Origin of the sequence: Geomonas limicola, from assembly GCF_014193675.1 — a bacterium.
In the GTDB taxonomy this organism is placed as follows: Bacteria; Desulfobacterota; Desulfuromonadia; order Geobacterales; family Geobacteraceae; genus Geomonas; species Geomonas limicola.
This window is the reverse complement of record NZ_BLXZ01000001.1, coordinates 894279-912930: the sequence shown is the minus strand read 5'-3', so window position 1 is coordinate 912930 and position 18652 is coordinate 894279. Positions and strand designations below refer to the sequence as shown.

The window sequence follows — 18652 nt, the reverse complement described above, 5'->3', positions numbered from 1 at the left end:
GACTTTGGTGTACAGACACAGCAAAAATGATTTGTAACCGTGACAGTTCTCGCCTAGGATGACTGTGCCCGTCTGAAAAACGCAGGATTGTGCCTGGGGGAGGCGGGCTCTCTGCGCTACTATGAGCATGCCGTTAATGATCCGGAGGTGGGATCGCAAGGGAGGGGACAGTGGAGAACCTGGCAGATGCACGGCCGCTCTACGAGCGGGTGGGGGGCGAGATCGCGGCGCTCATCGAAGGGGGGACCTACCGGGTGGGGGACCGGCTCCCCTCGGTGCGCCAGTTGAGCTCCAAGATGAACGTGAGCATCAACACGGTGCTGCAGGCCTACGCCGTCCTGGAGGACCGCCGGGTGATCCAGGCGCGCCCGCAGTCCGGCTACTACGTGGCGCCCCGGGTCCCCGAGATCACGGCGGCTCCCCTTACCGCCCAGAAGCCGAGCGTGCCGGTAGCCGCCACCTACAGCGAACTCTGCCAGCAGGTGATCCGCAACATGGCCAACCGGGAGCTGCTCCCCTTGGGAAGCGCGGTACCGCACCCAAGCCACCTCCCGGTGGAGAAGCTGAACCGGATCATGAGCCAGGTGACCCGCCGTTTCGGTGCGCAGAGCGTCTCCTACATGATGCCGCCGGGGAGCGAGCGGCTGCGCACCCAGATAGCCCAGCGCTCCATCCTCGCCGGTTTCAGTGTGCGCCCGGACCAGGTGCTGATCACCTCGGGGTGCGTCGAAGCGGTGCAGCTCGCCCTGCGCGCCACCTGCCGCCCCGGCGACACCATCGCCGTGGAGTCCCCCTTCTACTTCAACTTCCTGCAGCTCATCGCCGACATGGGGCTCAAGGCACTGGAGATCCCCGCCACCCCGCGCGAGGGGATCAGCATCGAGGCGCTCGAGTACGCCCTCGAACACAACCGGGTGAGCGCCTGCCTGGTGATCCCCAACTTCAGCAACCCCTTGGGGGGACTGATGCCCGAGGCGCGCAAGCGCGAGCTGGTGCAGCTCTTGGCGCGCCACGAGATCCCGCTCATCGAGGACGACATCTACGGCGACCTGACCTTCGGAGCGGAGCGCCCCCTGGCGGCCAAGGCCTTCGACAGGCAGGGGCTCGTCATCTACTGCTCGTCGTTTTCCAAGACCTTGGCCCCGGGGTACCGGGTGGGGTGGGCAATCGGGGGGAGGTATCAGGGGGAGATGGAGCGGCTCAAGATGATGGCCAACCTGGCGACCTCGTCGCCGCCCCAGCTTGCCTTGGCGGAGTTCCTGGCCACGGGCGGCTACGACCACCACCTGCGCGCCATCCGGCGGATCTACGCGCGCAACATCTCGCTCATGGCGGACGCGGTGGCGCGCCACTTCCCGGCGGGCACCCGGATGACCCAGCCGGCGGGAAGCTTCATGCTCTGGGTGGAGATGCCCGAGGGGACCGACTCGGTGCGCCTGTTCCAGCGCGCCCTGGAACACGGCATCGGCATCACCCCCGGTTCGATCTTCTCGCTCTCCGACAAGTACCAAAACTGCATCCGGCTCTGCTCGGCGCTCTGGGACGAGCGCATCGAGCGCGGGGTGGAGACCCTGGGACGCCTGGCGCGGGAACTCGCCCCTACACCCTGAAGCGGGAGAGTACGCCGCGCAGCTGCTCGGACTTCTCGGCAAGCCCCGCCGCGACGCCCCCTACCTCGCCGGCCACCAGGTTGTTCTGACCGGAGAGCACGATGATCTCTCCCAGGTGCTCGATGAGCTCCTTGGTCCGGGTGGCGATGTAGGTGCTCTTGTTGACCAGGTCCGAGGCGATGTTCACCGCCCCCTCGAGCCGCTGGTCGGTCTCGCCCACGTTCACGATCAGGCGCCGGGTCTCCTCGGCGATCTCCCGCATCCGTCCGGCGCTCTTCACGTTGGCGCCGCAGACCAGGTCCACCCCCTTCACCACCGCCTGCACCCCCGCGTCGATCTGGGAGAGCGAGCTCTGGGTCTTGGCCGCCAGGGCGCGTACCTCGTCGGCCACCACGGCAAAACCGCGCCCCGCCTCGCCGGCCCGTGCCGCCTCGATCGAGGCGTTCAAGGCCAAAAGGTTCGTCTGGTCGGCGATGTCGGCGATGATCTCGAGCACCTGGCCGATGTCCGCGGCGCGCGCGGCGAGCTCCTGGGTTTGCGCGGTGAGTGCTGCCTGCTGCTCGCTCTCGCCGATGATGATCCCGCCGGCCCGGTTCAGGTCCTCCACGAAGCGCTGCAAGGTGGCGCGGGTCGCCTCGATGGTCTCGGTGGTGGATACCGCCATCTCCTCGGTGATGTCCAGGTTCCCCGCCACGTCCATGGTGAGCCGGTTGCTCTCGCCGATCATCTCGGTCTGGCGCTGGACGTTCTCCGTGAGGTTCCCCACGATGTGCGAGAGTTCCTGGCTCGCCAGCGCGGTCTCCTGCGAGCTCTCCACCGACTGCGCCACGCTGTCCTGCACCTTGGCGATGAACTGGTCGATCAGTTGCGCCGCCTCGCCCACCTCGTCTTTGTGGGTGAGCCCCAGTCGCTTGGTGAGGTCCCCCTCGCCGTGGGCCAGGTCGTCGGCCATCTGCACCATCTGCTTGACCGGCACGGTCACCTGGCGGCTCACCACTACCGAGAAGGCGATGATGAACAGCGCGAAGGCGATATCGCCACCCAAAAGGATCATCTTTATGGTGAACATCTGCTGGTACAGGTCGTCCACGTAGATGCCGCTTCCCACCACCCAACCCCAGGGCTCGAAGAGCTTCACGTAGGAGACCTTGGGAACCGGTTTTTCCGCGCCAGGCTTGGGCCAGCGGTACTCCACGAAACCGGCCCCCTTTTCCTTGCAGACCCGGGCGAACTCGATGAAGACCGACTTCCCGTCGGGATCCTTGACCCCCGCGAGGTCCTTGCCGTTTAATTCCGGCTTGAAGGGGTGCATCACCATGCGCGGGGCGAGGTCGTTCACCCAGAGGTAGTCCTTATCCCCGTAGCGCAGTGCGCCGAGCCGGTTGGCGGCGAGCTTCCTGCCGTCCTCGGGGCTCAGGGCCCCGCTTTTTACCTGGCTATCGATCTCGGAGAGGATCCCGAAGGAGAGCTCGACCACGTGACGGGTCGCGGTCTGTTTTTCCTTCAGGAGCCCGTTTTCGAAGAGTGGCAAGAGGTAGGCGATCACCCAGACGGTCATGATGCAGACCATGAGCGCCGGTGCCACGATGATCTTGTTGCGGATCTTCCAGTCCCGTAATGCAGTCATACTCCCCTCCCGCTCTACGTCGTACTGTTACCTCTGCCCATGCAAGAGGCTTACGTTGAAGGTTTCCACCAGGCTCAACTCCTCCATGAGTTGGTAGAGCCGCTGGTCCCCCACCGCCAGGGCGATGCGTACCCGGTCGACGTTGACGAGCTTCATCAAAAAGCCGATCACCGTCGAGGTCATGGAGAACGACTCGGGGACCTTGAGCTGGATCCCGGCCTCTCCCTTCTTCAGGGCGACGATCGCCTCCTTGATGCGTGTGCTGTCCTCGATGGACTTGATGTTGCCCCGGATGGTCAATTCGCTGCTGCCGGATACCTCAATCTGCATCGCTTTCTCCTTGATCGAGCGTCTTCAGGATGAAAAGGTGGCCTCCGGGGCCACCGGTAAAAAGAGAGTCACAGAGCCTGCCGATCATGGCGAGTCCGCGTCCGCTCAGGCTTTTCTGTGCGCACCCTGCGTAGAGCGCGGCGGCCGGGATCCCCGGCCCCGAGTCAAGCACCTCGATGAGCAACAGCGGCTGTTGGGCCCCGCGCCACAGGGTGGCCTTCAGGCTGATCCTTGCGCCGGGGGGAAGCGGGAGTTCCGAGAGGAGTGCCTCGAAATCCCCCGACTCCACGAGCCGTTGCTTCTCGTCGCGCTCGAGTCCCAGGCAGCCGTGCTCGAAGGCGTTGGTGAGGGCTTCGCTGAGGATGAGCTCCACCTCGTCCAGCTGCTGTTGCGGCACCCGGATCTCCCGGGCCAGGGCCGCGAGAAATGCCTCGATGAGCCGCCCCTGGCCGGCTAGGTTCAGCTCCGGTCGTCCGCTCCAGGTCCACTGCGACGGGAGGTCCAGGCGGCGCAGGTGCAGCACGGTGAGGTCGTCGAGATTGCCTGGTTCGATACGGGTAAGGAAGCGCTTTTTGAGGCCGGAGAGCGTCGGCGTGCTGAGGAAATCTTCCTCCAGCACCTCCCGGTAGATCCCCCCCTCCTTGAGCGGCGCATCGGTGACCCCGTCGGTGATGATCAGCAGGTTTGCGGCGTCCTTGAGCGAGACCCGGTTCACCCGAAACGGTGTGGAATAGCTCGCCAGCGGTGGGTTCCTTCCCGGGATTTTCTCGATGCTCCCGTCGACCCGGCGCAAGAGAAGCGGCGGCAGGGCGAAGAGGGCCGCCTCGAGCTCCTCGCGCTTGAGGTCGATCAGCAGAAAGCCGCAGGAGAGCACCTCCTCTTCGAACAGGACGCTCGATAGGTATTCCTGGAAGCGCTCCAGGAGCGTCGCCAGGTCGAAGTTGCGCCAGCGGTGCAGGTGGTCCACCTGGTAGTTGAAGAACGAGGTGGTGAGCATGGCGGTGAGCGAGGCGGACATTCCCGAGCCCATGGCGTCCACCAGGAAGACCAGCTGGCGCCCGTCGAAGAGCTGGCGCACCGAGTAGCCGTCGCCGCACATGATATCGCGGGGGGTAAAGGCGACGTTGATGGCCCAGCGGGCGCTGCTGCCGGGTATCACCTGGTGCAGGAGGTCGTGGCGCACCACGTGGCGCTCCTTGCGCCGGGCGGACTCCTGCTGCAGCGCGTTGTAGGTATCCCGGTAGCGCAGCAGCTCCACTTCCTGCTCCCGGTGCCGCTCCACCACCCTGCGGTTCACCACTTCAGCGGCCACCGTGCTCAGGGTACGGACCAGGTGGGCGAGGTCGAAGGGCTTGGGAACGAAGCGGTCGACCCCCTGGTTGATCGCCTGCAAGAGCACCCGGTCGTGCACCGTGGTCATCAGGATCACCGGGGTCCGGTCCCCGTCGGCGCGGATTGCCTCCATGAGCTCCAGGCCTGTCAACCCGGGCATCACCTGGTCGGTGAGCACCATATCGGGCTGGCGCTCCCGAAACAGGGTCAGCGCCTGCAGGCCGTTATCCGCCAGGAGCACCTCCTTGAAGAGTTCCTGGGTACAAAAGGAGAGCAGACCGCGACTGACCGGGTCGTCTTCGGCGATCAGCAGGGTGAGCGCGCGGGTCTCCGGGGTCGACTCGATCAGTTTGCCGGCCGGGCGGCCGGTGCCGGGTGAGGGGAGGGCCTGGGGGCTCGCCTCGGGAAGTGCTGCAGGTAGTGACATGGTTATTCTCGAGGCCAAGCGCGCTTCTTCATGAAGCACCGTTTCTCGGCTGGCTTTTTTGTCGTAGCCGTAACGTCAGGTTCCATGCGGGTTTATCTTGAATCTGCTGGGCTTGCGGCCAGGAGATGGCGGCATCCTTAACTCCTCTTCGTCACATTCATTAGTTGACTGAAGTACTTTTGTTTACAGGGGCAGCGGTTGATGGGGCAAAACGCTGTGGTATAGTCGGTGCCAGCCGTCGCCGTGCAAAGGTGGTACGAAGGGGAGGGGAGGAGTCATGGATCGAAGGGTATTGGTGACGGGAGCATCCGGTTTCATCGGACGGCGGCTGGTCGTGGCGCTGGCGGCCCGGGGGGTACCGGTGCGCTGCCTGGTGCGCAGTCCGGTCCAGTTTCCGGTACCGGTGGAAATCGTGCAGGGCGACCTGCTGGAGCCGCTCACGCTGCAACCCGCCCTGGCTGGTGTGGACACGGTCTACTACCTGGTGCACTCCATGGCCGGAGGACGCACCGAATTCGAGCGTCGCGACCGGGAGGCCGCGGAAAACCTGCGCCGCGCCGCTGAACAGGCCGGGGTGCGCCGGGTCATATACCTGGGGGGGCTCGGCGAGACCGGAGCCGGGCTCTCCGGCCACCTGGCCAGCCGGCTCGAAGTGGCCAGCATCCTCAAACAGGGGAGCTATGCCACCACGTTCCTGCGGGCGGCCATCATCTACGGGGCCGGTGGCGCCTCATTCGAGATGATCAGGGCGCTGGTCCTGCACCTCCCCGTGATGATCACCCCCCGCTGGGTGAGTACCCGGTGCCAGCCGATCGCTGTGGGTGATGTGATCCGTTACCTGGTGGGCTGCTTCTTCGAGGAGGCGACCGCCGGGGAGACCTTCGATATCGGCGGGCCGGAAATCCTGAGTTACCGGGAGATGATGGAGCGTTTCGCGGCACTGGCGGGGCGGCGCCTGGCCATCGTGCCGGTGCCGGTTTTGACGCCGCGGCTCTCCTCCTACTGGGTGGGGCTCATCACGCCGGTCAAACCGTCTATCGCGATCCCCCTCATCGAGGGGCTGGCGAGCGAGGTGATCTGCCGGGAGAACCGGATCCGGGAGCTCATCCCGTTTCCGCTCACCCCGTTTAACGAGGCGGTGATGCAGGCGCTCGAGGAGGAGAAGACCCTGCAGAAGTCGTGACGCACCAGCCCGCCTGAATGTGTTGATCGCGGGATGCAAGAAAAGGGGGACACAGGTAGTAGCCTGCGTCCCCCTTATTGTTGCAGGTGTCCCGGGGCGATCCGTTACCGCGGTGCCGGACCGGGGTGTCGGCACACCGGCCGTTACACCAGCCGGGACTCAGTAGTCGATGCCGGGTTGTGGTTCGATCCCCTTGCGGTAGGCGTGCTTGATCTCGTTAACCTCGCTCACCGTGTCGGCAAGTTCCACGACCTCGGGATGCGCGTCACGGCCGGTCAGCACCAGGTGCAAGAGCGCCGGCTTACTGCGGAGCAGCTCAAGTACCGGCTCCAGGTCTACCAGCTTGAGTTTCAGCGCGTTGTTGATCTCGTCCAGGATGACCAGGTCGAACTTTCCGGAGGCCATCTTCTCGCGGGCGAGGTCCAGGGCGTCGTGAGCGTTGTCGCGGTGCTCGCTGAAAGGGTAGGGGTTTCCCTGGATGCCGCAAAAACCCTTGCCGGTGGTATGCAGCTCCACCCCCGTAAGCTGGCGCACCCCGTCCCACTCGCCTGCGTACAGGTCGCCCTTCATGAACTGGATGATGCAGACCCGTTGTCCGTGACCGCAGGCCCGCACCGCCATCCCCAGTGCCGAGGTGGTTTTTCCCTTGCCGTTGCCGGTAATGACCACGGTAAGCCCCTGGCGCTCCTTGGGCTCCAGCCGGTCGATCTTGTCCGGCAGCGTGCCGCGTCTCACCCTGACGCAGGGGATCTCCTCGTCAACAACCTCCGCCTCGCTTACCACCTCGTCGCCCGCTTCTATCATCTCTTCTCTCCTGAAAGGCATCCCAAAGGATGCTGTTGTCGTATCGGTGCCATCTCCCTTCGCCCTACACCATCTTCCGATAGCGTCCTCCCACCTGCGCCAGGGTCCGGGTAATCTGCCCGAGGCTTGCATGTCGCACCGTCTCCAGCAGTTCGCCGAAGACGTTCCCCTCGCTGAGCGCCACCTCCCTCAGGCGGGCCAGGTAGCGCGGGGCGTCCTCGCGGTGCCGCTCCCTGAAATCCGCAAGCCGCTTCAGCTGACGCTCGGCGTCCTCGGCCCCCGGACGGGCCAACTCGGCAACCGGCGGATATTTCCCCGGGTCACCGCCCGCCAGTTCGAAGGCGTTGTAGCCGATGATGCGGCGCCGGGGTGCCTCCGGGTGCTCGGGCGAGGCACGCCTGCGCTGCTCCTCGTAGCGCGTGCTCTGTTCGGCGATCATCCGGCGCTGGTAGCCAAGCTCGGTGGCCGGCAGCACCCCGCCCAGCTGGTCCAGCCGGTCGAATTCCTGGAGGACCCTGGCCTGCACCTCGGCCACCAGGGCCCTGAAGGCGTAGGAACCGGAGAGCAGGTTCTGGATCAGGAACCCCTCGGCCTCCTCGCGCAGGTAGTTGGGGACCATGGTCGCCTGGCGCACCCACTTTTCCCCCGGCGTGGTCATCGGCTCGTCGGCCGAATCGACGTGCAGCGAGTTGGTGTTCGCCAGAAGGCCAAGAAGGGCGTGGTAGCACATGCGCAGCGGGTTCAGGGTGTCCCACTCCTCGGCTTGCAGGGCCCGGCCCGAGGTCTGGGTGTGGAACTTGAAGAGCTGCGAGCGTGCCGAGGCCCGGTAGACGTCGCGCAGCGCGATCGCCCAGATCTTGCGGCAGACCGCTCCGTAGGCAAGCCACTCCGCCTCGTGGGAGACCCGGAAGAAGAAGGAAAAGCTCGGCGCGAAGGCGTCGACGGTCATGCCGCGGGCCAGGAAGTTCTCCAGGTAGGTGAAGCCGTTGGCGAGGGTAAAGGCGATTTCCTGCACCGGGCTCGCCCCCGCTTCGCCGATGTGGTAGCCCGAGATGGAGAGCGAGTAGAACTTGCGCACCCCGTTTGCGATGAACCACTCCTGGATGTCGCCCAAAAGCTTGATGGCGAAGTCGGGCTGGAAGATGTTCTCGTTTTGCGCCTGCACCTCCTTCAGGATGTCGGCCTGCAGCGTGCCGCGCAGCTCTTGGACGGTGCGCCGTTTCAGCTCCTCGCGCTCCTTCTCGCCAAGCGGGGCTCCCCGCTCGCGTGCGGCGCGTTCCAGTTCCAGCTCCTGGGCCGCCACGAAGTACATGGCGAGCAGTATGGGGGCCGGACCGTTGATGGTCATCGAGCTGCTGATCTCGGGGATGCTGAACCCCTCGAGCACCAGCTTCAGGTCCTCCCAGGTGTCGATCGCCACCCCTCCTTCGCCGATCTTGCCGACGCTGCCGGGGTCCTCGTCGCTGTCCGCGCCGTAGAGGGTGACGCCGTCGAAGGCGATGGAGAGGCGCGGGCGGGCGACCCCGCGGGCGAGAAAATGCAGCCGCTTGTTGGTCTCCTCGGGACCGCGCAGGCCGGCGAACTGCCGGGTGGTCTCCCCGGCGCTCGCGGTACGGTAGGGGAAACAGCCGGTTGCGAAGGGGAACGATCCCGGCAGACCCTCCTCGAGCAAGAAACGCAACGACTCCGGACGGTCCTCCGGATCGGGGAGCGCCACCCGGGGGAGCTTGAGCCCGTTCAAGGACTCGACCCAGGGCTCGATCCCCTGTGCGCCGGCCGCCTGGAGCGAGAGCTCCTGCCACTGCCGCGGCCACTCGGTGAGAAGCCGGGCGCACTCCGGGTCAAGACGCGAGAGGTCGCCCGGGTTTTCCCGCACCAGGCGCAGCTGCTCGCGGGTCCAGCGGTCGTAGCCACGCACCTTGTCGGCGATCTCGGCCAGGTAGGCCCGGCGCCGGTGCGGCACCAGGACACTCTGCTTCGCATAGCTGAAGATGTCGGTGGTCGCCGGCGTCTGTGGGTAGTCCCACCCCAGGCGACGGCAGAACTCGGCCGCCAGTTGGTCCAGCCCGGGATCGCGCGCCGCTTTGGCGGTGGTTGCAAAGAGTGCCGGCGGCTTCCCGAAGCTGGAGAGCACCCCCTGCATCTCGCCGAAGGCCGCCTCGGCCCCCTCCAGGTCCGCCTTGTTGAGCACCACCAGGTCGGCGTCGCGCAAGAGCTGGTCCTTCTCGAGCTGCAGCCCGCTGCCGTACTCGCGCGTCTTCAGGTAGACGAGGAGATCGGCAGCCAGCGCGGCGAGGTCGAGCCCGGTCTGGCCGGTGCCCGGCGTCTCGACCAGGATCAGGTCGAACTCGGCGCGGCGCAGCACCGTAAGCAGCGGGGGGAGCGCCGGACTGAGCGGCGCGTAGGGGCTGCCGGTCGCCACGCTGCGCAGCCAGACCCGCTCGTGGTAGATCTGGTTCATGCGCACCCGGTCCGCCAGAAAGGCGGTGGGGGTGCCGTGGCTTGCGGTTGTCGGATCGTTGGCGAGGATGGCGATACGAAGCCCCGGGACGCTCTCCAAAAGGCGCCGGATCAGCTCGTCGATCAGGGTGCTCTTCCCGGCGCCGCCGTCTCCGGCAACCGCCACCACCTTGGCCTTGCGCGGCGGAGGTCCGGCAAGCCAGCCGGCGAGCTGCGGCGCTGCGGAGTCCGGGAACTCGGCCAGGCTGAGCAGGCGGGCAAGGCTCACCGGTGCCAGGGGCCCGGAGCCGGATGGCGGCAGGTCGGCGAGGGTGCGGTCGGCGCTGCGAGCCGCGATACGCGCGCAGATGTCGGCGGCCACCGCGTCGAGCGCCCATCCCGGGCCGTAGATCTTTTCGACACCTGCCTGTTCCAGGGCCTCGGCGTCGGCCGGGAGGATGGTTCCGCCGCCGCCCCCGACCACCAGGGTATCCGGGATCTCCAGCTCGGCCAGGCGCCGCACCAGGTGCGGGAAGAACTGGAGGTGGCCGCCGTTGTAGGAACTCACGGCGATGGCGTGGACCCCTTCCTGCAGGGCCGCCGCGGCGATCTGTGCTCCGGTCATGTTGAAGCCGAGGTAGATCACCTCGACCGGGACCGCTCCGGAAAGCAGGGCACGGTTCAGGGCGAGTATCGAGGCGTCGTGGCCATCGTAGGCGGCCACAGCGGTGAGGATGCGGTAGGGTGGGGCTTTGAGGTCAGCATTCATGGCGACTCACCTGGGCTTTCATGTGCGGCGACCTGTGCCAAAGTGGCGGCAGAAGCGGAATCGGCTCCTGCCCGTTTCGGCCTTCATTATACCAGCTGCAAGCCACCACGACGAATCCGGCGAGTGTACCCAGGTCGACCTGCCGAGGGATGAATGACAGGTAACACGAAAAAAGCCCCCGGATCGCTGGGATCCGGGGGCTTTTAGCTAGCTTCATGGCCGATAGTCACGGCCTTAAGGGCTCAGACTAGAGCACCCACTTCACCATGGCCTGCGGCACGAACTCGTTCACGCCTTTGAAGCCGTACTTGTTGTGCCAGATCATGACTTCGGTACCGAAGTACAGGTTGCCCGGCTTGTCCCACATTTTGCCCAGGTCGAGGAGCAGGCGGGGCTGGAAGTCGACGTTGAAGGAGAGGTCCCCTTCCGGACCGGCGATGTCGGCGAAGCCTTCGAAGACGAAGTCGGCCTTGCCGACGGTGAAGGGGAGCTGCCAGCAGGGGGTGATCTGGTAGGTCACGCCGGACTGGTTGGTGTCGTTACGAACGTACACGTTGAGGTCGGCGAAGTTGAACTTCGGCAGGTTGAGGCTGAAGCCCAGACCGTAGAGGTAGTTGTGGAAACCGCCACCACCGCCGCCGTCGACCTCGAGGGTGCCGGCCAAAAGGACGTCTTTCACGAAGAGGAAGGAGAGATCCTGACCGCTGATCTTGCCGAGGCTCAGGCGCGGGGAGAGCTCGCCGTAGATGGAGGTCTTCTTGTCGGTCCCCTTGCGGTTCACCTCGCCGTTGGTGATATCGAAGAAGACGAAGTTGTCGCCGTATTTCCAGGCGTCGGCGTGCTCGACGGTGATGGTCGAGCGGTTGTTGTCCTTGGTCGAGGCCATGTGACCGTTCGCGTCAGGAACAAAGCTCGGGTTACGGTAGCCGCTGCCCCAGATGTACTGGAAGTTGGTGGACTGCCAGGCGGCGGCACCGGCGTGGGCGTTTTCCGCCGCGGCGAGCGGCAGCAGCAGGGAGGCTGCCAAGGTGAGGACGCTCAGGCTGCGGGACAGAGTGCTGCGGGTGAATCTCTTCATCTTGTACTCTCCTTTGAATCAAGCTGACTACCTGATGGTAGGTGAAACGTGCCGGCCGCAGCCACCGTCCCGAGGAGCGGCTCACCCTGCGACGCTTAAGCCACAAGGCGAACGGAGTACTCCCGCTGAAAAAGCTCCCTGTCTGGTACTGGAAAATGGCTTTAGTGATTTAAGTCGAGGTTGCCTGAAAGGTGTGTGGAACTCGGTGCTGCAGCTTGCCTGACATCGGGGAAGGATGAAACAATCGATCCTGCATCCAAAGGCACTCATAACAAGCTCTGCAATGCCGAAACTGTGTGTCGTTTCCCTGCTGTGACACACGTTCGGCGTATACGTTCACCAAACGACCTTTTGACGCGGGGAAACTAGCACGAAATCAGTTCGGAATCACTCTTTTTATGTTTAAATCCTGTTAAGAGAGGAATTTTCTTGAGGGGAGATAAGGAAGGGCTAATCGTAATGAAAAGGGGCGGCCGGAGCGGATGGGAATCGCTGCTCCAGCCGCCCCTGGTCTGTCAGGGCGGGTCCCGGGGTTGTCGGGGTGCGCCTATTCCTTCATCATCTTCACCATCAACTCGTAATCTTCCAAAAGGGCCTGCAGGTCCTCTTCGTGCTCCACTTCCTGCTGCAGGATGGTGAGCACCATGTTGTAGGTGATGGGGTCCTTCTCGCGGGTGATGTCCATGAGCCGCTTGTAGACGCCGATGGCGCACTGCTCGCCCTTGATGTTCTGTTCCAGAAGGGTCTTTACGAACGGGTCGTCCGGCGCGTCGTAGCCGCAGTTGCTGTGCTGGTACCACTCGGCGGGCTTGGTCACCGGGGTTCCGCCCAGCTGGATGATGCGCAGGGCGACCAGGTCGGCATGCCCCAGCTCCTCGGTTGCGTGCTGCAGGAGCTCGGCACCGACGGCATCCTTCATCGGCCCCTTGACCAGCTTGGCGCCCAGCCAGTACTGGTAGTAGGCCAGCCACTCGTCGCAAAACGCCTTGTTCAACAGCGTCAAGAGCTCCTCGACGTCCATACCGATGATTTCACGTCCCTTAGATCCCACAGTCTCTTCCTCCTTTTCGGCTGGAATTCATTCGCTTGGTTGGTGCTGGCTTGCGGGCCTTGGGTCCGGGCTGGCTAACACGTTGGCAGTTGTACCATATGAACCTTCGTTTTCAACCGATGCTTCGGGTTCCAGCTCATCAGGGACCCGAGGCAGGCACCACGGTCAGGGCTGGGGCCCCAATCCATGGGTGCTGTACTGGCGGAAGAGGCTGTCGGCGAGGGTTACCGAGCCAAAGGTCGGTCCCCGCGTCCCGCTGAAGTTGGCGAATCTGATGGAGCCGATGGTTCCGGTGCCGCTCACCGGCGTGGTGCCGACGATCGCCAGCCTGGCGACCCCCGCGGTGGAGACGTTGGAGAAGGAGATGGCTTGCGTAAAGAAGTTGCCGACGGTGATGGCGGGCGAGGACATGCGAGCGGTCGGGTAATCGATGACGATACTGATCCCGAGGATGTTCTGGAAGCCGCTCCCCTGGATCTGGTAATTGCCTCTACCTGCGGGGATGAGGCTCATGCTTGCCCCGTTGGTGAATGCGACACTGTCGCTTGGGGTAGGCGCAGCACTTTTCCCGCCACCGCCACCACCGCAGCCGTACAGAGCCAACGCGGTGCCAAAGGCCACTGCAACTATCTTGACGAAACGCACTATCCTCATAGTCTCTTCTCCTGACCGACTGGCAACGCTCCCAGTCCGGTCCAGTTGTTACTGAAGCCTGCGCAGCACGAAATCGGCAATGGTTGCGGCAATGACTTCAGGCGTGCAGCGGTCGTTGTTGAATTGCAGGTCGTAGAGCTGGGGGTCTCCGTTGTCGTGATTGAGGAAGTCCCTGCTGAACTTGTCGCGTACTTTCTGACGGTGGCGCATCAGCTTCTCCGCCTCTTCCCGGTCCATCTGGAGCCGGGTGGCTATGGAGTTGATGCGGAAGGCTTCGGAGCCGTAGAGCCGGAAATGGAAGGAGTCCTCGATGTGCCGGGTGATGACCGCTCCACCCATCTCCACGATGATCACGTTCCCCTGTTCGGCGAGCGCGACAATGTGGCTTGCCAGCGGCTTGAAGTAGTCGTAGTTGCTTTTCCAGCGGGGCGAGAAGGTAGCCAGGAACTCGTCCAGGATGCGGTTGTCTTCACCGAGGGTCTGCAGGATATCGGTGGAGAGGTTGTGGCGGGTCGCCACTACGTCGAGGATGTCCTTGTCGATCATGACCCATTGTTCGCCGGTCCTTTGCGTCATGATCTCCAAAAGCGCCTCGGCGGCAGGATAGCCGGTACAACCGTACTCGCGCGAAATGGTGATGCAGGGGAGTGCCTTGGGCCGCTTGAAGTCGTGAGCCGCTTTCTCTTTCTGCTTTCGGTTGTACTCCTCTAAGGACCCTATTCTCAGATCAACTGATGGTATGAACAGGTTGTCAGGCATGTGGTTCCTCTGGTGACGGTAAGGGCTTAACTAGCCATGGCTGTGAAGGAAGCTTGTGTCAGTTGATATTTGCCAGCTTCTCTCTTAGAGAAGTATTGGGACCAGATTATACAGGCTTTCTACCACTACACAAGCTGGGTGGATCATGGATGTGAGATTTTGATGACATGTTGAGAGGAAAACAGGGAGGTTTAAATCAGGAAAGGCTTGCTAACGGTAAGGTGGAAATTTCATGGCATGGCATCGACGGTGAAGCCAGCTGTCCACTGACACAAGATGCACTGCGCCAGCACGCAGGAGAGCATGACTCACCAGGTGATCGAGACGATGTGTGAGGAAGTAGTGAGGCCGCGGGTGCTCCAGGTGTTACTCTGCCGGCTGTGGCTGAAAGGAGTACTTGTAGAGCGCCACGTATTGAGGAACGAAGATCAGGGCGCCGATCGCCACCTTGGTCAGCGTCACCGCAGCATGCGTTGTCAGCAAAAAGTTGTAGATGAGGTCCCAGGATATTGCGGTGAAGAGCCAGAACTGCCAGAAGGTGCGCGCTCCGATGCGCCGCTTGAAGGCGAAGCAGAAGAGTCCGACCAGAGAGATGGTCGAGATGGGGATGTCAATGAGTTCGCGTGAGGAGACCGCTTCGGGCGGCATGGAGGCATAGGACAGGGTGAGAATTCCGGTAAAAACCCACGAGTAAATTTTCCAGACCACTGCAGGCTCCTTTCGAGGGGAGGCAGGAAACGGTCCCTCGGGCTGCTGTCATAGCGTGGCTACCTTGTGGCTCTTCCTTTTCCTCTTGAAGTTGTCGGAGTTGTCGGTCAGTGGGGGTAGTACTGTGTGACGGTATTGTGTATACCATATTAATTGTACCATTTAAATGACAAAGTACCCGAACGGCTCATGATTGAGCGTGCACCAGTGTGTGAAAGCAGGAGGACATGATGTAAAAGGAAGGTCACCGGGGGGAGGATGAGACAGAAAACCTCTGCGGAATGAGGCAAACTCTCGATACTGAGAGAGGTTAGCTGCGGCCCTCCAAGGCAGTTCCGCCGCATGGCGGCAGGTCGCGAGGGCGGGCCCGGTGGGGCACGATTTCGGCCCCCAAATCCGACGGCGGCGTACTACAGGATGTTGACGGCCCGGGCAGCGAGCAGGGCGATGACCAACAGCGAAATGATCGACTGCAGCATCATGAGAAGCTTCGCCCAGCGGGAGAGCACCGGCACGTCGGTAGGCGAGAAGGCGGTCGAGGTATTGAAGGCCAGAAAGAGGTAATCGACGAAGTTGGGGCTCCACTCCTGGAACCCGGCCGCATGCTTCTTCTCGGGGGGGAGGGTCATCTGGGGGAACAGAAATGCACCGCTGGCGTGGTCCCCGCGCTGCGCCCGCTTGTGCGGACCGCCGGCGTCGAGTCGCCAGTACCACGAGGCGAAGACCAGGATGTTGGAGAGCCAGAGCGCCGCGGCGGACCTGAGCAGTTCCTGCGGTTTCTCGAGGTGGGCGGGGAGGGCCAGGATCAAAAGGGCGAGCGAGATGATCATGGCCAGGGTCACCAGGCTGTTGAGGACGTAGCCGAGCACCTGGTTCGTGATGTGGTCCCCACGGAAGTGCGAGATGAGCATCGGGATCAACAAGAGCGAGATGAGCAGCAAAAGAAGCCAGCGCGGGCCGCCGAGGACCAAAGAGGGGGGGAGCGCCGCGTAGAGCCCTCCCAGGGCCAAAAGCGCAAAGAGCGCCGGCCAGCGCGAGTGCCTGCGCCCCGAAGCGGCATCCCGATTTCCTGGGCTGTCGTTAGCCGTCATCTTCGCCCCCAAACTGCAGCTCTTTTCCGGGAACACCCTGTCACGGGTGGTTTCCCCGCACGGCCTGCTGGTAGCGCTGGAGCAGTTCCGGGTCCTCGATCGAGCCGTGGTGATGGACCTGCCGCCATTGCCCCTGCGCAAAGGTGAAGATCCTGGTCGTCCTGATCGCCATGTCGAGCGAAATCCCGGCCGCGGTGAACTGGCCGCGCTCGCGCCCCACCACGTAGAAGAGCGAGTCCTGCTCGTGCAGGCTGTAGTCGTAGAACTCGAACCAGTACTCGGAAGGGCTGGCGAACAGGCGCTGGTATACCGTTTTGATCTCTTCCCAGCCGCGCCTGATCCCGCCGAGGGGGTTGTCCATCGCTGCCTGCTCCCCCTGAAGCCAGTTGTGCGACATAAGCTCGAGGTCGCGGTTGTTGAGAGCTCTGTAGAACTCGGACAGCGCCGCCAGCTGAGGGGTGAGCTCGCTGGGGTCCTCTTTGCCGGTTACCGGAGTCTGTACCAATTCGAGCATGGTTCCTCCCGGGGGATGCGTGGGCAGGCAGTATGGCAGGTCGCGCCACAGGTGCGGCGACTCTGCGAAGAATACCATGTGGCTTAGGTGTCAACAACGCAAATGTCGTGCTTTTTCCGGGGGCGGCACGACGAGGCAACGCCTTGAAGGGGCAGGGCAAAGGGCGCTAAAACGGCCGGCGACGCTGCGCCTCAAACCGGCCGGAGCGCAGGGCGCGCTATCAGGCGAGAGTCAGCAAGAGCGGGTGCTGGAAGCCTGCCGCGTCAATGACGGCTTCCGCCGAGGAACGACCGTCCAGGCAGGCCTCGGCCAGGCGGTGCTGGCAGATGAGCTCAAGCAGCACCCCGAGGTTCCCGTAGAGCGAGAAGCCGAAGAGATCGCGCATTCTCCGGGTCTCCACCGCCTCGAGTTCCTGCGCGGTATCCTGGAGCACGGCGATGTAGTGGCTGGGATAACTGACCACCTGGCGGTCCAGGCTGGCCAGATAGCTCTCGCGCTCGGCTGCGGGAAGCGTCGCAAAGTCGGTGCCGCACCAGCAACTCTCCTTGGTCGAGATGAGCGAACGGCAGGTGAGGGGACGCACCGGGTAGACGCTGCAGGCGCCCGAAGGGTCGAGGAGCGGACAAAACCCCATCTCCCCGCGGTGCAGACGCAGATAGTCGGGAAGCTCCCGTACCGAACCGACCACCCCCTTGAGCTTTGCCGCGTACCTGCTGACCGCCTGTTTGAGCTCGTCGCTAAGGGAACTCGCGATCGCCAAGGCCTCGGCGAATCCGGTATGTACCGCGAGGCTGCAGCAGTTGCGGCATCCCTTGGCGCAGAAGATCGAGCCGTCGTTGGCGCGGTAGTCGCTCACCCAGGAACGTGCAAACATCTCCAAAAAAGCCTGTTGTTCTTTGACCAACTCAAGGAGTTGTTCGATCGGTCCGCTGCTGGCGCTCATAGCTCTTTCCCTCATCCAGGTCGTGGCAGTAACGGCCGCGCAGCATAGCACAGGAGCGGCGGCAAGTCTGTCTCAAAACGATGCTCCAGCCCGGTAACGGCGGGCGGGGGGGAGGCACTACGGTTTCTTTTTTGCCGCCTTGAGTTCGCGACGGACCCGGTTCAGTTCTTCGCGGTCGTTTTCCTCGGTAAAAAGAGGGGTGACTTCGTCGAGCAGGGCCGCGGCCTCCTCGATGCGGTTCAGCTTGATGAGGGTCCGGGCCAGCCCCGCGGGGTAGTCGCTTTCCGAGGGATCCAGGGTCATTGCTCTTCGGTACACCGGCAGCGCTTCGCTGTAGCGCCCCTCGCGAGAGAAGGTGGCCCCTTTCATCTGGAGCAACCGGGCCAGGGCCTCGGAGTAGAAGCGCTTTTCCGGGTCCTGGGACTGCTCCACCCGCGGTTCGAGGAGGGCTATCCCCTGGTCCGGCTGGCGGCTTTTCCCGTAGGCGTTGGCCAACTGGTCGACGTAGAGGATGGAGAGCGGAGATCCCGCTCCTTGCGCTGCTTCCTCCAGAGCGAGTGCCTCGCGGTACAAGGGAATCGCCTTGGCCGGCTGGTCCTTTTTCATGAAGCTTAAGGCTTCACTGCTGAGCGCCTGTGCCTGGTAACTCTTCTCGGTGCGCTTAAACCAGTCCGCCGCGTCTTCATCGGGGACCGGCGACAGCCGCACCTCGCCGACTTCGATGGCGCACCCTTCCGCCTTCTCCGCCAGCCCCTTTTCCTGCAAGATCCCCGATACCGGATCCTTGGCAAGGTCAAGCGACAGCGTGTGTCCCTTGGAGCGGGCCGGGTCGGCGATGGGGTACTCGACCGACAACCGGTCAGGGGAGGGGCCGCTCAGTTTGCCGACCTTCACCCCCTCGATCGAGTAGAAGCCGGTGACGGTTCCGTCTCCGGATCGGTCCAAAACCAGGTCGATCTGGGGCAAGCGCTCGTAGACATCCGAGGCACAGTAGGTTCCCGATACCCGCATGACCGCGATCTCTCCGGTATAGAGGGTCGGGGCTGCAGTTGCCGAGACCGCAGCGAGCAGGGTCAAGCCAAAACCAGCGGCAGAAAAACGGTTCATCCGAGTCTCCTTGGCAGAAAATGGTGGTTGGATGGTGCCAAAAAAAGCATCGAAATCGCAGCAACAGCGCGCAAAAGATACCACGCAGCTTAACTGCCAACAACTAAAATATTTTAGTGCAAGGAGCTCGGGCACCCAATGAGCACGCGGTCTTGCGCTGTGCCGTGCGGTAACTTCTGTTGACTTTGTCGGGCGTTCTATGCCATTAAATTCACGCGACTTCGCA

At 63.4% G+C, this 18652-nt stretch carries 16 protein-coding genes; 2 read left to right on the top strand and 14 right to left on the bottom strand.

The genetic code is table 11. The features are described 5' to 3' along the window. The first annotated feature begins 170 nt into the window (after positions 1-170). A complete protein-coding gene (locus H7688_RS03770) occupies positions 171-1610 on the top strand; it encodes an aminotransferase-like domain-containing protein (RefSeq protein ID WP_183359688.1) in 1440 nt (479 codons plus the stop codon). Here the strand turns inward: H7688_RS03770 and H7688_RS03765 are convergent. The 3 genes from H7688_RS03765 to H7688_RS03755 are packed head-to-tail and all read right to left on the bottom strand — an operon-like array spanning position 1600 to position 5326. Then, positions 1600-3237, bottom strand: coding sequence for a methyl-accepting chemotaxis protein (locus H7688_RS03765; protein WP_183359687.1), 1638 nt, complete (start codon positions 3235-3237; stop codon positions 1600-1602). The two genes, H7688_RS03770 and H7688_RS03765, sit on opposite strands and share 11 nt — an antisense overlap. A gap of 27 nt (positions 3238-3264) precedes the next feature. Next, entirely contained in the window at positions 3265-3567 is a 303-nt protein-coding gene (locus H7688_RS03760) for a hypothetical protein (RefSeq protein WP_183359686.1), read from the bottom strand. Then, positions 3557-5326: a SpoIIE family protein phosphatase gene (locus H7688_RS03755; protein ID WP_183359685.1), complete on the bottom strand. Its 1770-nt coding sequence runs from the start codon at positions 5324-5326 to the stop codon at positions 3557-3559. Before H7688_RS03755 ends, H7688_RS03760 begins: the two co-directional genes overlap by 11 nt. Before the next feature lie 277 nt (positions 5327-5603). Between H7688_RS03755 and H7688_RS03750 the strand changes: the two genes are divergently transcribed. Next, positions 5604-6509 carry an NAD(P)H-binding protein gene (locus tag H7688_RS03750; protein WP_183359684.1) on the top strand — a complete coding sequence of 302 codons (906 nt, stop codon included), beginning with the start codon at positions 5604-5606 and terminating at the stop codon, positions 6507-6509. Between the two features lie 159 nt (positions 6510-6668). Here the strand turns inward: H7688_RS03750 and cobO are convergent, their stop codons facing one another. From cobO to H7688_RS03695, 11 genes are all read right to left on the bottom strand, one after another. Continuing rightward, positions 6669-7313, bottom strand: coding sequence for a cob(I)yrinic acid a,c-diamide adenosyltransferase (gene cobO, locus H7688_RS03745; protein ID WP_183359683.1), 645 nt, complete (start codon positions 7311-7313; stop codon positions 6669-6671). Between the two features lie 64 nt (positions 7314-7377). Further along, on the bottom strand, positions 7378-10521 hold the full coding sequence (locus H7688_RS03740; RefSeq protein WP_183359682.1) for a methylmalonyl-CoA mutase family protein: 3144 nt from the start codon (positions 10519-10521) through the stop codon (positions 7378-7380). Between the two features lie 247 nt (positions 10522-10768). Then, on the bottom strand, positions 10769-11599 hold the full coding sequence (locus tag H7688_RS03735; RefSeq protein ID WP_183359681.1) for a DUF5020 family protein: 831 nt from the start codon (positions 11597-11599) through the stop codon (positions 10769-10771). Positions 11600-12146: 547 nt separating this feature from the next. Further along, positions 12147-12650, bottom strand: coding sequence for a ferritin-like domain-containing protein (locus H7688_RS03730; RefSeq protein ID WP_183359680.1), 504 nt, complete (start codon positions 12648-12650; stop codon positions 12147-12149). Between the two features lie 165 nt (positions 12651-12815). Beyond that, on the bottom strand, positions 12816-13304 hold the full coding sequence (locus tag H7688_RS03725) for a hypothetical protein (RefSeq protein ID WP_183359679.1): 489 nt from the start codon (positions 13302-13304) through the stop codon (positions 12816-12818). A 48-nt stretch (positions 13305-13352) separates the two neighbouring features. Next, the gene (locus tag H7688_RS03720) at positions 13353-14063 is read right to left on the bottom strand and encodes a cytidylate kinase-like family protein (protein WP_183359678.1); all 711 of its coding nucleotides are present in this window, start codon (positions 14061-14063) and stop codon (positions 13353-13355) included. 366 nt (positions 14064-14429) lie between these two features. Continuing rightward, positions 14430-14771 carry a hypothetical protein gene (locus H7688_RS03715; RefSeq protein ID WP_183359677.1) on the bottom strand — a complete coding sequence of 114 codons (342 nt, stop codon included), beginning with the start codon at positions 14769-14771 and terminating at the stop codon, positions 14430-14432. A gap of 410 nt (positions 14772-15181) precedes the next feature. After that, entirely contained in the window at positions 15182-15862 is a 681-nt protein-coding gene (locus H7688_RS03710; protein WP_183359676.1) for a DUF1345 domain-containing protein, read from the bottom strand. 40 nt (positions 15863-15902) lie between these two features. After that, a complete protein-coding gene (locus H7688_RS03705; RefSeq protein ID WP_183359675.1) occupies positions 15903-16376 on the bottom strand; it encodes a YybH family protein in 474 nt (157 codons plus the stop codon). A 220-nt stretch (positions 16377-16596) separates the two neighbouring features. Further along, positions 16597-17319, bottom strand: coding sequence for a YkgJ family cysteine cluster protein (locus H7688_RS03700; RefSeq protein ID WP_183359674.1), 723 nt, complete (start codon positions 17317-17319; stop codon positions 16597-16599). Positions 17320-17436: 117 nt separating this feature from the next. Continuing rightward, entirely contained in the window at positions 17437-18426 is a 990-nt protein-coding gene (locus tag H7688_RS03695) for a tetratricopeptide repeat protein (protein WP_183359673.1), read from the bottom strand. Between the last annotated feature and the right edge of the window lie 226 nt (positions 18427-18652).

Bases quoted from the DNA above. Each gene is read 5' to 3' on its own strand.
- H7688_RS03765 (WP_183359687.1), bottom strand. From the start codon at position 3,237: ATGACTGCATTACGGGACTGGAAGATCCGCAACAAGATCATCGTGGCA.
- H7688_RS03760 (WP_183359686.1), bottom strand. From the start codon at position 3,567: ATGCAGATTGAGGTATCCGGCAGCAGCGAATTGACCATCCGGGGCAAC.
- H7688_RS03755 (WP_183359685.1), bottom strand. From the start codon at position 5,326: ATGTCACTACCTGCAGCACTTCCCGAGGCGAGCCCCCAGGCCCTCCCC.
- H7688_RS03750 (WP_183359684.1), top strand. From the start codon at position 5,604: ATGGATCGAAGGGTATTGGTGACGGGAGCATCCGGTTTCATCGGACGG.
- cobO (WP_183359683.1), bottom strand. From the start codon at position 7,313: ATGATAGAAGCGGGCGACGAGGTGGTAAGCGAGGCGGAGGTTGTTGAC.
- H7688_RS03740 (WP_183359682.1), bottom strand. From the start codon at position 10,521: ATGAATGCTGACCTCAAAGCCCCACCCTACCGCATCCTCACCGCTGTG.
- H7688_RS03735 (WP_183359681.1), bottom strand. From the start codon at position 11,599: ATGAAGAGATTCACCCGCAGCACTCTGTCCCGCAGCCTGAGCGTCCTC.
- H7688_RS03725 (WP_183359679.1), bottom strand. From the start codon at position 13,304: ATGAGGATAGTGCGTTTCGTCAAGATAGTTGCAGTGGCCTTTGGCACC.
- H7688_RS03720 (WP_183359678.1), bottom strand. From the start codon at position 14,063: ATGCCTGACAACCTGTTCATACCATCAGTTGATCTGAGAATAGGGTCC.
- H7688_RS03710 (WP_183359676.1), bottom strand. From the start codon at position 15,862: ATGACGGCTAACGACAGCCCAGGAAATCGGGATGCCGCTTCGGGGCGC.
- H7688_RS03705 (WP_183359675.1), bottom strand. From the start codon at position 16,376: ATGCTCGAATTGGTACAGACTCCGGTAACCGGCAAAGAGGACCCCAGC.
- H7688_RS03700 (WP_183359674.1), bottom strand. From the start codon at position 17,319: ATGAGCGCCAGCAGCGGACCGATCGAACAACTCCTTGAGTTGGTCAAA.
- H7688_RS03695 (WP_183359673.1), bottom strand. From the start codon at position 18,426: ATGAACCGTTTTTCTGCCGCTGGTTTTGGCTTGACCCTGCTCGCTGCG.